The sequence below is a fragment of the Desulfosporosinus sp. HMP52 genome (assembly GCF_000765145.1).
Taxonomy (GTDB): domain Bacteria; phylum Bacillota; class Desulfitobacteriia; order Desulfitobacteriales; family Desulfitobacteriaceae; genus Desulfosporosinus.
The window spans coordinates 1-12,905 of the sequence record NZ_JMGA01000033.1 but is presented as its reverse complement, the minus strand read 5'-3'; the positions used below and the strand labels follow the sequence as shown (position 1 = coordinate 12,905).

The 12,905-nt window shown below is 44.2% G+C and carries 11 protein-coding genes; all 11 read right to left on the bottom strand.

Annotation, left to right across the window (positions count from 1 at the left end; translation table 11 throughout):
* Window positions 1-189 precede the first annotated feature (189 nt).
* On the bottom strand, window positions 190-2,037 hold the full coding sequence (locus DP73_RS13825) for an ASKHA domain-containing protein (RefSeq protein WP_034600275.1): 1,848 nt from the start codon (window positions 2,035-2,037) through the stop codon (window positions 190-192).
* 19 nt (window positions 2,038-2,056) lie between these two features.
* Window positions 2,057-3,283 (bottom strand): multidrug effflux MFS transporter, encoded by a 1,227-nt coding sequence (locus DP73_RS13820; RefSeq protein ID WP_034600274.1) that lies wholly within the window; start codon window positions 3,281-3,283, stop codon window positions 2,057-2,059.
* A 274-nt stretch (window positions 3,284-3,557) separates the two neighbouring features.
* Entirely contained in the window at window positions 3,558-4,181 is a 624-nt protein-coding gene (locus DP73_RS13815; RefSeq protein ID WP_034600272.1) for a cobalamin-dependent protein, read from the bottom strand.
* A gap of 95 nt (window positions 4,182-4,276) precedes the next feature.
* A complete protein-coding gene (locus tag DP73_RS23485) occupies window positions 4,277-4,447 on the bottom strand; it encodes a hypothetical protein (RefSeq protein WP_165574414.1) in 171 nt (56 codons plus the stop codon).
* A gap of 20 nt (window positions 4,448-4,467) precedes the next feature.
* Window positions 4,468-5,640, bottom strand: a complete 1,173-nt coding sequence (locus DP73_RS13810; protein ID WP_034600271.1) for a uroporphyrinogen decarboxylase family protein — start codon at window positions 5,638-5,640, stop codon at window positions 4,468-4,470.
* A gap of 65 nt (window positions 5,641-5,705) precedes the next feature.
* Window positions 5,706-6,503, bottom strand: coding sequence for a methyltetrahydrofolate--corrinoid methyltransferase (locus DP73_RS13805; protein WP_034600270.1), 798 nt, complete (start codon window positions 6,501-6,503; stop codon window positions 5,706-5,708).
* Window positions 6,504-6,798: 295 nt separating this feature from the next.
* Window positions 6,799-7,446, bottom strand: coding sequence for a cobalamin-dependent protein (locus DP73_RS13800; RefSeq protein WP_034600269.1), 648 nt, complete (start codon window positions 7,444-7,446; stop codon window positions 6,799-6,801).
* Between the two features lie 21 nt (window positions 7,447-7,467).
* On the bottom strand, window positions 7,468-8,223 hold the full coding sequence (locus DP73_RS13795) for a GntR family transcriptional regulator (protein WP_034600276.1): 756 nt from the start codon (window positions 8,221-8,223) through the stop codon (window positions 7,468-7,470).
* Between the two features lie 386 nt (window positions 8,224-8,609).
* Window positions 8,610-10,001 carry an asparagine--tRNA ligase gene (gene asnS, locus DP73_RS13790; protein ID WP_034600268.1) on the bottom strand — a complete coding sequence of 464 codons (1,392 nt, stop codon included), beginning with the start codon at window positions 9,999-10,001 and terminating at the stop codon, window positions 8,610-8,612.
* 193 nt (window positions 10,002-10,194) lie between these two features.
* A complete protein-coding gene (locus DP73_RS13785) occupies window positions 10,195-10,671 on the bottom strand; it encodes a DUF523 domain-containing protein (protein ID WP_034600267.1) in 477 nt (158 codons plus the stop codon).
* Between the two features lie 44 nt (window positions 10,672-10,715).
* Window positions 10,716-12,515 carry a MutS family DNA mismatch repair protein gene (locus DP73_RS13780; protein WP_081963054.1) on the bottom strand — a complete coding sequence of 600 codons (1,800 nt, stop codon included), beginning with the start codon at window positions 12,513-12,515 and terminating at the stop codon, window positions 10,716-10,718.
* Window positions 12,516-12,905: the final 390 nt, after the last annotated feature.

Below are 12,905 nucleotides of genomic sequence, written 5' to 3'. Positions count from 1 at the left end.
TGTTTAATAGACATCCCCTTCCACTACCTGCTCCTCAAGAGAGGTTGATCCAATAACAATAGATATAATCCGGCTCTTACAAATCAGGGTTGTCCGAAAAACGAATGCGCATTCGTTTTTCGGACAACCCCATCCATCAACCTCGCTTACCTGTCTTGCCACTAACAGCTTACTATATATCCTCTGCCCTCAGACTCTCTTAAAATCCAGTCCTTTCAAAAACTCTTTCTGAAATTCCTTTCTAGTAGATAGTTCCACATGCTCCCCTCGCTTAGCCAGTGATTCTGCCCTTAAGTACTCTTCAACCGACAGTAAAGCCATTTTCGCTCCATCCCCTGCCGCATTCCCAATGGACATAATCTGCTCTATGGGCAAGGACGGCAGCAAACCAATCTCCACCGCACTTTCCTTTCTAATATAATTACCAAAGGCTCCGGCCAGCAGGATTCTGTCAATCTCCTGCAAATTAATCCCCATCTCCAGACTGAGAATCCTAATCCCTGCCATAATAGCCCCTTTAGCCAGCTGCATTTCTCGAATATCTTTTTGCGAAAGGATTATATCTTCTCCGGTCTCGGAATCCTTTCCCCAGACCAGTACAAACTCGCTGGCTCGCTCACCCTTGCGTAAGCGTTGGCGGAGCAAAGGGGGCAGCTTCTCAAGTTGGGCGGATTCAGCGGCAAACCGTCCTGTAGGCCCGATAACCCCCGCCCTATGCAGTTCAGCAATAGCATCGATCAGACCGGAACCGCATATTCCTCGCGGCTTGCCCCCTCCGATAATTTCTAATTCAACATCCTCACCTAATCGCACACCTTCGATAGCTCCCTCTGCGGCACGCATACCATACTTTATCTCTGCACCTTCAAAAGCCGGCCCGGCGGCAGCCGAACAAGTAAGAATTCTCCCCTTTCCGGACAGGACAATTTCACCGTTCGTCCCAATATCAACAATTAAGCTGATACCTGGCAAACGATCTGCCCCTGCAGCTAACATTACACCCACTGTATCCGAGCCTACATACCCGGCCACATTGGGCAGGACGCTTACTCTGCCGGTGGCTAAAATATCCAATCCCAGCTCATCCGCTTGAACGTCTACCGCATCTCTAAAGACTGGGATAAAGGGTGCCGGAGCCAAATACGTGGGATCAATTCCCAGAAACAAGTGGGCCATGGTAGTATTGCCTACCACCATAGCCTGATATATTTCTTCTTTAGCTATCCCGCTTTCTTGGCACAACTTCCTAATCAGTGAATTGAGAGCTTCGATTACTTTTTCTTGCAGCTCTCCCAATTGATTCTTTCCGCTGGCTGCATGAGTAATCCGGGAAATCACATCCGCACCATAGACCTGCTGAGGATTGGTCACTGCCCCGCTGTTGACTAGCGCTCCTGAAATCAGATCCATTAGGTAGGCGACTACCGTCGTCGTCCCCACATCGATCGCTACTCCGTAGCAGCGCCTTGAGGTATTACCCGGCTCTACAGCTAAGAGTCTTTCTCCAGCCAACACAGCAGTTACCTGATAATCACTCTCTCTTAACAGTCTGGGCAGGGAAGCCGCTGCTCTCCGATTAAACTTAATTCCCTGATCCGGCAAGGCTGCAACAAGTCTCTGCCAATCCGGTGTTTGATCCTCGACACTGGGCTTCGCCACTTGCAGGAAAACTTTCTCAACTCCTGGAGCCGGTTTTATCTTCAGCTCCGCGGCAAAGTCAGTTTTTCGTTGGTTGGCAGCCTGCTCTGCTTGAACTCTTATGGTCATATCCTCTGTGATGAGCTGTTGGCAAGCCAAAACCCAGCCCTCGGCCAACTCTGCAGCACTTAGGAACTTCTTTTCATTCTCTGATAGTTTAATTTCCGTGACATTTGCAGGTGTTGCCGACGAAATTTGCACTTTACATTTACCACAGGTTCCCTTACCGCCGCAAGTGCTGACAACTTGCACCCCCGCGGAGATGGCAGCTTGCAGAATTGATGCCCCTTTGGAGATTTTGGTAACTTTTTCTGACGGCAAGAAAGTGACCTTGATCATCGTTAACACCCTCCTTTGGCTATTGAAGAACCTTCTGAACATAGGCTTTCTTAGAAATCCCCTGCCACATTATTAAACTTAGTAAAGCAAACAACACATACATTAGTCCCATAACTCGAACTCGATCTGCCCAATCCAAGGAGATAAGGATCATGCCAATGCTGCCAAAGATTGTAAAAGCAAATGACATTAATGATACCACTGCCCCAGTGTCTCCCTTTTGCTGCTCGAGCATCAAGTTAGCGCTTGGCGGGCGAGTAATACTGCCCATAAAAGTCGCAGGGATTAAGGATAAGGCAAACAGCCATGGACTGTTTACACCAACGGTGCTAATTAATCCCCCACTGATACAGGCTACAACGTAGCTGACCATAATCAGTTTAACAGGTTTAATAAACCTGGTGCTTCTCATATAAAGCAAAGGGCCAACCACCATGAAAAAGGCATTAGCTGCAAAAAAATAGCTGTAGACCTGCTCACTTAAACCGAATTGATTCACATAAATATAGGATGAGGATGAAATAAAGGACATCATTGGAATGGCCATCAAGGAAAAAGTCAGTAAAAGGGACATGAATCCAGGATTCTTGGCTACGACTCCCAATCTGCCTAAGGATTCGAGAATACTTGCCGTAGAACGCTGATCAATAGTTTCTTCCATAGCAATAACCGCAAGTGTAATTAGCAGACCAATCAAGGCCAAGACGACAAATACTCCTCGCCATGATGTAAACTTTAAAATCAATGCTCCGATAACCGGTGCCACAATTGGGGCAACCATGGTCATAGAGGTAACTAAGGCCAACACAGATACCCGTTTTTGCCCGGAGTAACTGTCCTTGACAATAGCTTGAGCCACTGCTGTTGCCGCTCCGCTGGCAATTGCCTGAATAATCCGAAACCCGATTAATTGATACACATCTCCGGATAAGGCACAAAGAAAACTTGCTGCTGTATAAAGAATAAGTCCCACCAGCAAGATCCGTTTCCGGCCGTACTTATCACTGAGAGGCCCCCAGAACAAAGAACCTGCCGCATAGAAAATAAAGAACAATATCAGAGTGAGATTAATCAGACTCGGAGCAGCCTTAAAATTCTCTGCCATTCTGGGTAAAGCCGGCAGATAAAGATCCGTTGATAAGGGTATAAAGGCACTTAAGAAAGTGATTAAGACGATTAATCCTTTTTGGCCTAAGTATTTTTGTGTTTTTTGTTTAGCTTCAGTCTGTTCAATGTTGAAATTCATTCTATATGCTCCTTCTCAAGACATTTGTTTAAGTTTACATCTCAAAGTGATTAAAAGAAAGATCCATTTTATCACCTTGACAAGTTTGCCACAATAACGAGGGTAGAGGCCAATTAAGGCCTCTATCATCGTTGAGTTCAATTTTCAGCTGCCATCTTACCCTCACTTATTTAGGGAGGGAGATTTTAAGTACATCAGGTGGGTAATCTCCGCCCTGATGCCTTAAACCCTGTCTATCTGAACGAGCTTAGTTAAGTGAAATTAGATTATTATTCTAGGCACTAAAGATTTCGTCAGCAATCTTAACCCCATCTGTAGCGGCCTGAGCGCTGTAATCGGCTCCCACATGAGCTTTCACCAGGTCATCAATATAATTTCCGCCAATCAGAACCTTAGTGTCTAAGCCTGCTGCCCGGATAGCATCGATGGTTTCTTTCATGGATTCCTGGCAGCCGGTTAAAAGAACACTCATTCCCACTAAGGGGGCGTTATATTCCTTAATGGCTTCAATGAATTTTTCTTTAGAAACGTCAACGCCTAAGTCAATAACGTTATAACCCGACCCTTTAAGAAGCATTACCACAATGTTCTTCCCTAAATCATGGATATCCCCTTTGACGGTACCGATAACAATGTTTCCTTTGTACTCAGCGTTACTTCCGATAAGCAGTGGTTCCAGGACAATCATGGAATCCTGCATGATCTCACCGCACATGATCAGCTCACCTAAGAAATACTCACCTGTTTCAAAGCGATTCCCAGCTTCCGCCATTCCCATTTGCAGAGAATTAACTATTTCTAAGGGGGCAACTCCGCTAGCTAAGCGTTCCTTAACCATTCCTGCTACCTGCTCTTCTTCTAAATCGGCTATCGCGATTGATAAAGCATCTGTCAGCATAATAAATCCCCACTCCTTTTTGATCATCTTTCTAAAGAGTAAAAGCTTAAGGATGAGTTGATACAGCTAAACATTTTCTTGGTCTCTTCACGATCCTAGCGCTGTGCCCAAAACCAAATAAAATTATAGGCGAAGTCATCAAGCTTTTCCCATTCTTTTTTAACAATTGCTTCATTACCGGGGAACTCACCGATCTCCTCCAGCTTAACTTCCCAAGGAACACAAACACCGGGATCAGGATTTAATAATTTCTCTTTATCAGCCATTGGTTACCCCTCCTATCCTATTAATAAACACCGTATTCTCGGGCAGCTTCAATCATGGCGATGACATTTTCTTGCTTAGCATCCCCCATGACAACTCCACCCGCATCCAAGATAAAACCGCCATCACAGGCTAATTCATCGATTGTTCTCTTGATATGCTCTTTAATCTTTGCCGGAGTGCCATAAGTTAAGAGGGTTGTTGGCACACCACCTTGCAGACAGAATCTACCGCCGAGGATTTCTTTGGCTTTTTTAGCATCAGTAGTGTCAATCTGAAAAATAATACTCTTATCCGGCAATTCGGCAATTTTATCCAGATAGGGAGTCCAATCCCCTTCCGCATAGAACAACATTCTCTTACCACGGGCCCAGAGACCTTCGATGGTCGCTTTTAAGGATGGCCAGTAGAAATTATTCCATTGATTAGGATTAAGGAAGGGATAAGCCCCTCGATGCAGCGGTGCAAAACAAGGGAAACGAGTGTCTGCTCCGGCACCCGCCAAGCCGCAATTCACATTATGGGGAGTAATAGCTTCACATGCAGCCAGCACCTTCTCAGGTCGTCGGCGCAGATCTAAGAGTACCCCTTTCATTCCTCTTAAAGCATCGCCCAAGGTGTCAAAGGGAGCTTTAGTGAAGCCGGTTCCTTGTCCCACAATCCCATGATCCATAGTCCATTTTCCATAGGCCTGAGCCATAATTCCACCTTGCATGGCAAAAGCTGCCGCTCCTTTGATTAAGGCTACGGTGGATCGATAAGAGCCGGGATTCTCTAACTCAGTGCTTATATTCGGCAAATAATGATTAACCAGCCATTCCGTTGGGCTGGCGATAAACTCGTCGTAATCCTCCGGCTTCATATATTCTTGCTCATTAAACTGAAACGTAGAGTTTTCTTCCACTCCGATGCCGGGGAATTTATAGAGTTTAGAGCCCATAGCATCAAACATAGGCGGCCACCATAAGGAAGGGCCGCCCTTAAATATATCAAAATCCAGTCCGGGCAGCATCTCACTTACAATGCTGTTACTCTTATCGAGATCATAGTAAATTTCTTGGAGTGTAGTACCAGTGTATTTGGCTATCCATTCGCCGACTCCGAAAGCAACAGGAACCATATCCGGCTTTCCGCAATCCATAGCCGTTATGTAGCGCTCTAACCTCTTTTGATAAAGCATTTGCTTTTCACTCATCCTGATTTACCCCTCCTACATTCTCATTATTTACTTATCCCAACAGCATAAACCCGTAAGAATCTTTAGTCTTCTAACAGTTCACTACGAAATGCTTTTAAAAATTTCTTGCCAAAACGATCTTTACCCAGCAGAAAATCATTGGTGATAACCGAGCTCATGATTTTCTTATCCAAAGGATCGAGGATAGCCGCATCCATATCGAAAGCCATACAAAGGGTAAGGAAATGTCGATTGATCACCTTCCTTTTCGGGGAATTGAATGAGATATTACTTAGTCCTGAGACTGTCTTAACCTTTAAGACTCTCTTGATGTCCTGAAGGCACTGAAAAAACATTTTAGCATTATTGTGGCTTACTGCCTGAGGAAGTACCAGGGGATCAATATAAAGCTTTTCTAAATCGTAGTTATGCTTAGTCAATACCTCAACCAGTCCCTCGGAAAGAGCCATTCTTTCTTCCGCTGTTTTGGGAATCCCGTTATCATCCAGAGTTAAGCCCACAACAGGACATTGATATTCAAGGACTAGGGGCAGTACTTCCTCAATTCGATTCTTTTCCAAGGAAATCGAGTTGATTAAAACCTTGCTCTTATCTCCCTTGACAGTTTCCAATCCCTTCTTAATAACCGAAGCAGAGGTGCTGTCAAGACACAAAGGGGTATCCGTGACATCTTGGACGGTTCGTACAAGCCACTCCATGTTGACAATTTCATCCCCTTGGGCTGTGTTTAAATCTAAGTAGTCAGCCCCTGCAGCCGCTTGTTTGAGGGCCAAATCTTGGATAGCTGCCGCATCTTTGTCATTGATAAGCTGACGAACACTTGGAATAGCGCTATTTAACTTTTCTCCAATAATCAACACCTTGCTTCCACCCTCCCTACAATTAGTTCTTACAACAAATACATCAGTTATATAATATTAACGAGTGCATTATAGCTTGTTCCGAACACCTAATTCTCCTTGACTAATAGTTACCTTCTCAAACCTCCTTAGTTCAAAGTAAATTAGCGATTCGTACAGATGTCTATACAAATTATATATTAAATTTTTTTAACTGTTATTACTTGCGCAAATGTATAGACAACCATATTTTCTAAATATTATCACAACAGTTTTTTAGATTCAATACGGAATTTTGCAAATATTTAGTCCAGTCTCAGAACTCTGAGACTGGACCTTCTTCTCCTAGGATTTCGCGGTAAATTCTTAAGGCTTCCGTTACATCATTAGCATAGAAATCTGCACCGGTAAATTCTTTAACTTCTTGATTAACAGGATACCCTCCCACGACAACCTTCACCTTATCTCTCATCCCGGCTTCATCTAAAAGGTCAACGACTCTTTTAATAGAACTGACGCAAAAGGAGAGCAAGACACTGATTCCCAAAATCGAGGCGTTAGTTTCGTTAACCGCTTGAATGAATCTCTCAGGTTTTACATCCACTCCTAAGTCATGAACTTTATAACCCGATGACCTCAATAAGTAAATAATTATATTTTTCCCAAGATCGTGAATATCACCTTCGATAGTTCCCATTACAATGGAAGGCCCCTGAACTGTGTCATTGGTGGGGATATAGGGTTCTAGCACACGCATAACCCCTTTAAGTATTTCTTCCGACATAATCAGATCCGAAAGGTAATAATGACTGTCACTATATTTTTCCCCAACGATCTCTACTCCCCGACGGCAAGTTTCAATGATTTCCACCGACGAATAACCTGCTTTAATCCTTTCCTCCACCAGCTGCAGAGTCTTTTCTTCATCTAAATCAGCCATAGCTATTTGTAGTTCGTCTTCCAAACTAAGAGCCCCCCAATTAGCTTAATCTTTTTTATACCAGCCATCATAGCTTGTCAATTTATATCGATCTCCTCGATAAACAGCCTTACTCCACCCCACCGGTTTTAGGTCTGGGTCATAGATCGTCTGCTCTACCAAAAAAACAGGCGAGTTAGGCGCAATACCCAGGATAGCAGCTTCTTCTTCAGTACATACCGCCACTTGTAAAACTTTTTTGGCGCTCATCGGCACATATTCTGTATGTGTCGCAATTAAACCCGGCAGACTCGGATCTTTAAGCTCCGATTCCAGAATAGGCCTGCTCTTAGAATAGATGGTATATTTCACTTCATAGGAAAGACGTTCGTCCTCTGCGGAAAAAACTGTGCGGAAATACAAAAACCGCTTGGATTCTTCTCCCACCTGAAACCTTTCCCTGAGTTCCTTATCTGCTCGAATGATTTTCGCTTCCAAGAGCGTGTTCTTGCAGTTTAAACCACGCTCTTTAATTTCTTGGTTAAAATCGTTCAGTTCGAAAACGATATTGTCTAATTTAGGTGTTGCGACAAAAGTACCTCGGCCTTGTTGGGCATAGACCATACCCGCTGACACCAATTCGGCAATAGCTCTGCGAACCGTCATTCGACTAATCTCGAAGCGCAAAGAAATCTCATGCTCCGTCGGCAAAGACTCGCCGGGTTTGAGATCCCCCCTGCGTATTTGCTCCTCAATTAACTTAAATAATTGATAGTATATCGGTATGACCGAACTCTTATCTATCGTTTCTGCTTGAATCACCAATAACACCTATTCCTAACTGTAATTGTCTATACATCTCAAACTTTGGCTAATTCTAGCATGCCAATATTTGTCTGTCAATAAGGATTATTCTGCAAGTGAACTGGTTCAGCTTAAGCTGAAAATAGGGACTTCAGTGACATAGTTACCCAGTCAAGACTTATGTCAAGGCACAAAGCTATTGACGAATAACCTAGCACCCTAGGATAGACTCTCCCTCCTTCGCCGCCAGAAGTCGTATTGGGAAGGCGCCTCAGCAAAACCCTCCTCTGGAGCTTTCGTTACCAAAGCAGAATATAGAACACCCACTTATAGTAGAAGTGGGTGTCGGAATTGATAAAACAGATGCACTCAAAGGAATACATCTGTTATCAAATAAAATCTTCTTAAAACTCACTGGAATTTGTTGTTCTCGGAAAAGAGATCACATCACGAATATTAGCGATACCGGTTAAATACATGATAACCCGTTCAAAGCCCAGACCATATCCGGCATGGGGCACGCCTCCGTAGCGCCGTAAATCCAGGTACCACCAATAATCCTCGGCCTTTAGCCCTGCTTCTTGCATACGATCTTGCAAAATCTCGATCCGCTCTTCCCGTTGACTCCCGCCAATAATTTCCCCCACACCGGGAACGAGCAAGTCCATGGCTGCCACCGTCTTATTGTCCTCATTTAAGCGCATGTAAAATGCCTTAATACCTTTAGGATAGTCCGTTACGAAAACAGGTTTTTTGAAGATCTTTTCAGTAAGATACCTCTCATGCTCTGTCTGCAGATCCATTCCCCAACTCACCGGATACTCAAATTTAAAATCCTCTTTTTCCAACATTTCTACAGCTTCAGTGTAGGTCACATGGGCAAATTCTGAGCTGAGGATGTTTTCCAAGCGTTCAAACAAGGTCTTATCCACAAAATTATTGAAAAAAGCCATTTCCTCGGGAGCATTATCCAAGGCATATTGGATTAAATATTTCATCATTTCTTCAGCTAAATTCATATTATCCGTTAGGTCAGCGAAGGCGATCTCCGGTTCAATCATCCAAAACTCCGCAGCATGTCTCGCCGTATTGGAATTTTCGGCGCGAAAGGTGGGGCCGAAAGTATAAACATTCCGAAAGGCCATGCAGTAGGTCTCTACATTAAGCTGGCCACTTACCGTCAGGCTCGTAGGGCGACCAAAAAAGTCTTTAGAAAAATCAACATCCCCCTCACTATCCTTAGGCGGATTAGCCAGATCCAGAGCAGTTACCTTAAACATTTCTCCGGCTCCTTCAGCGTCGCTCCCGGTGATAATCGGTGTATGTACATAGACAAAGCCCTTTTCCTGAAAGAACTTATGAATCGCATAGGCAATCATTGACCTTAAACGAAAGACAGCCGCAAAGGTATTGGTTCTGGGGCGCAGATGAGCAATCGTTCGCAGATACTCAAAAGTATGCCGCTTTTTTTGGAGAGGGTAATCTGCCGCAGACACAGAAAGAATTTCAATGTTTTCCGCTTTCAACTCAAAGGGTTGCTTTGCTCCCGGTGAGGGGACAAGTTCCCCTTGAACACGAATCGCCGAGCTGATTGTGAGCTTGCCTATCTCCAGGAAGTTTATAAGGCTTTCTTCAAAAACCACTTGAAGATTCTCAAAAAAACTACCATCATTTATCTCTATAAAACCAAATGTTTTGGACGTACGCACTGTGCGAACCCATCCGGATAATTCTACTTTCTGATTGAGAAAAGGATTCGGCTCTCTGTAAATCTCTTTAACAGTTGTGGATTGCATAGATTACCTCCTGAAGCCATTAATAATGTGATATTTCCTAATTTATAATTATACCTGATTAAAATCCTAACTTCAAATTACGAACCTCTTACTTTGGGCCTTCAGTTCCTCCATCAATCTTCCTAACTCTCTGACACTGACACCGATGGTACCAATCGTTGCACTCATTTCTTCCGTTGAAGCGGCCATTTCCTCAACCGCCTAATAGCTCTAAAAGCTTTTCCTCAGTCAAATTCTCTTCCGAATAAAGGGGAATATTATGTTCTTGCAATAAGGCTGCAGTCACACCCTGGCCGGGAATTATTACATGCCCGAAGCTCCCATCATAAATATAATTCACTCCGCAAGAAGGGCTGCGCTCTTTAAGTATTGCGGCAGTAACCTTAAACAGCTCCGTGATCTTCAATACTTCATTGGCCCCTTTGATAAATTGTCCGGTCACCATTTCTCCGGACTCTCCTTGAATAAGGCTTGCCCCCCTCAGCACATCCCGCCCTGTGCCATTAATAATCTCCACAGGCTCACGGGGAGTTGGCAAACCACCAAGTTGTTCCGGGCAAACCGGGATAAACCGGCCCAAGGTACTGTATCTCTGAATCAGAGCATGGACATTTGACTCTCCATTATACTTCGTATTCAGCCCCAGTAAACAAGCGCTCACCAGAATCATAGGTACATCTATCTCCTTCACTGTTGAATCTCATATCTCTAAGCTCACTGCTCGACATCAATCCCCGCCATCTTTATCAGATACATAGCATTCCGGGTCGTGGAAATTCCCGGGCGTAGTTTATAATCGAAATATATCTCATCATTCTTATAATACTCACGGAAGTGATAATTGCGGATTTTCCGCTCACTTTCCCGTTCCATATCTCCTAGCTCCAAGTCGTGAGTGGAGACCATGCCCATGGCCCCTGCCTTACTCAACTGTTGAATTAACACCTTAGCTCCTGCGTGACGATCTTGGGAATTGGTTCCTTTGAAAATCTCATCTAAGAGAAAAAAGATGTTTGTCTGGGTCTTCGCTGCACTGACGATCTGTTTAATTCTTAACAATTCTGCGTAGAAGGATGAGATGCTCTTTCCTAAATTATCACTGACCCGCATGCAGGTATACATTTGCAGCACAGAACAGGAAAAGGCCTGGGCACAGACAGGTGCTCCGGCATAAGCCAAGACTAAATTGATTCCTACCGTTCTCAGCAAGGTACTTTTACCTGACATATTGGAGCCGGTGATTAACAAAATCCCGGAATCTTTTTGAATTGCAAGGTCATTACAAATCGAGCCACTTAAAAGCGGGTGTCCTATTCTTTTAGCATTAATACCCGGCTCAGAGGAGATCTTGGGCACTCCCCATTCCGGATGATCAAAATGAATGATCGCCAGACTTGACATAGCCTCTAATTCAGCAATCGTATCTAACCAGGATCCCAGTGACCGACCTGATTTTTCTTTCCAGGATTCTAGGGAGATCATACACTGGATATCCCAAAGTGTTAGGATGTTAACGATTAAAAAAATCGCATTCTCCCGGTTAGCTATTAAGTCTGCGATACCTGAGAGTTTTCTAATCTGTTCATAGGCCGGCTTATTGTCAGAATCATAGAGGCCTTTCTTCAGGCCCTTGAGATAATCAGCTTGAAAGGAGCGTTTTTCGAAGCGTTCCAGCATTTTCTCATAAGTCTTAATACTTTCTTTATAAGCATAAACCGCATTCAAGGCCTTGCCTCGCTGCTTTCCGGCAAAGAGTATTAGGGACTGAACTATGATACCTGCCAGAGGGTAATGGAATGTGACCTGGGGAGTTATTAAATACAACAGCACAAAGCTGATTGTGATGATCGGTAAAGCCCGAGCCCATATTAACACACTGGTTCTCAGATATGAGGAATCGACATTTTTAGCCCATTCAATAATACCCTGAGGGGATTTCAGCGGACCTTTAGCCATTTTCCCCTCTGCCAGAAACCTTTGTCTCCAAGTCAAATTACCCGCAAGCTCTTTAATCCCCTCTTGCTTGGTTAAAATAGTTTCTATATCAGAGGGGACTGCACTCAAGGACTCTCGGAGCCTTTCCCGTCCTCGAAAAGTCATTGCTGTATTTATCCATTGAAAAAGCGAGTTTGAGCCAAAAAGGTCCAGGTCTTCTGAAAACGGATGGGCCGGATCCCGAAAATCTTCTCCGGAATCTGGAAAGGAGTTCCATTCTCCTGACAAACGTTTTAAGGACTGATCATAGTTTTCAAAGAGCATCCGGATATAACGTTGTCGTATTCTTAAGCTCTGGTGCCACAGAACCAGCCCAATAAAAACCACCAGGGTGAAAAAACCGGCTATGTACCCTAGGGTATGACTATAGCTTAGATAAAGAAATACACTTAAAGCCAGGCCCACTAAAGAAAACCCTAGTCTCAGATTACTTAAGCGGTTAATTAGCTGAGTCAAATTCTCCAATTTATCTCCATATAACTTCCTTCGTCGTTGGTATTGTTCCTTTGGCCCTCTCAAATAGCGTCCCTCCACCTCTAAAGTACTGGTTAATTTTGGTTCAGATATTAATATACCTTATTCGGCTTGGCAATGCCAAACCCCTTCCTTCAGATTAGTTGGTTTATGGAAATATTAGGTGTAGTCGCATTTGGGTCAGGCGGCTTCGCCCACATCCGTTTCACTCAGCACTCCGAGGCTCGCCTACTCGCTTGGGCGGGAGCTTCGCCAAACCTCTGGGTAATACCTGATGTGAACCCGTGGCTCCGCTTCCCCACCCAAGCTTGTCGGCTTTACCGCCTCTCCATGCAATGGGTTCACTCCTGTGGATCGAAGCCGCCCTGTCTTTCGGGTCTATTATTCTTAAGAGTGTTTTAGGTGTTTTTCTGATGTCTCTGATCCACATCTAAC

Excerpts from the sequence above, each read along its gene's own strand:
- DP73_RS13820 (WP_034600274.1), bottom strand. The coding sequence starts at position 3,283 with ATGAATTTCAACATTGAACAGACTGAAGCTAAACAAAAAACACAAAAA.
- DP73_RS13815 (WP_034600272.1), bottom strand. The coding sequence starts at position 4,181 with ATGCTGACAGATGCTTTATCAATCGCGATAGCCGATTTAGAAGAAGAG.
- asnS (WP_034600268.1), bottom strand. The coding sequence starts at position 10,001 with ATGCAATCCACAACTGTTAAAGAGATTTACAGAGAGCCGAATCCTTTT.
- DP73_RS13825 (WP_034600275.1), bottom strand. The coding sequence starts at position 2,037 with ATGATCAAGGTCACTTTCTTGCCGTCAGAAAAAGTTACCAAAATCTCC.
- DP73_RS13785 (WP_034600267.1), bottom strand. The coding sequence starts at position 10,671 with ATGATTCTGGTGAGCGCTTGTTTACTGGGGCTGAATACGAAGTATAAT.
- DP73_RS23485 (WP_165574414.1), bottom strand. The coding sequence starts at position 4,447 with ATGGCTGATAAAGAGAAATTATTAAATCCTGATCCCGGTGTTTGTGTT.
- DP73_RS13810 (WP_034600271.1), bottom strand. The coding sequence starts at position 5,640 with ATGAGTGAAAAGCAAATGCTTTATCAAAAGAGGTTAGAGCGCTACATA.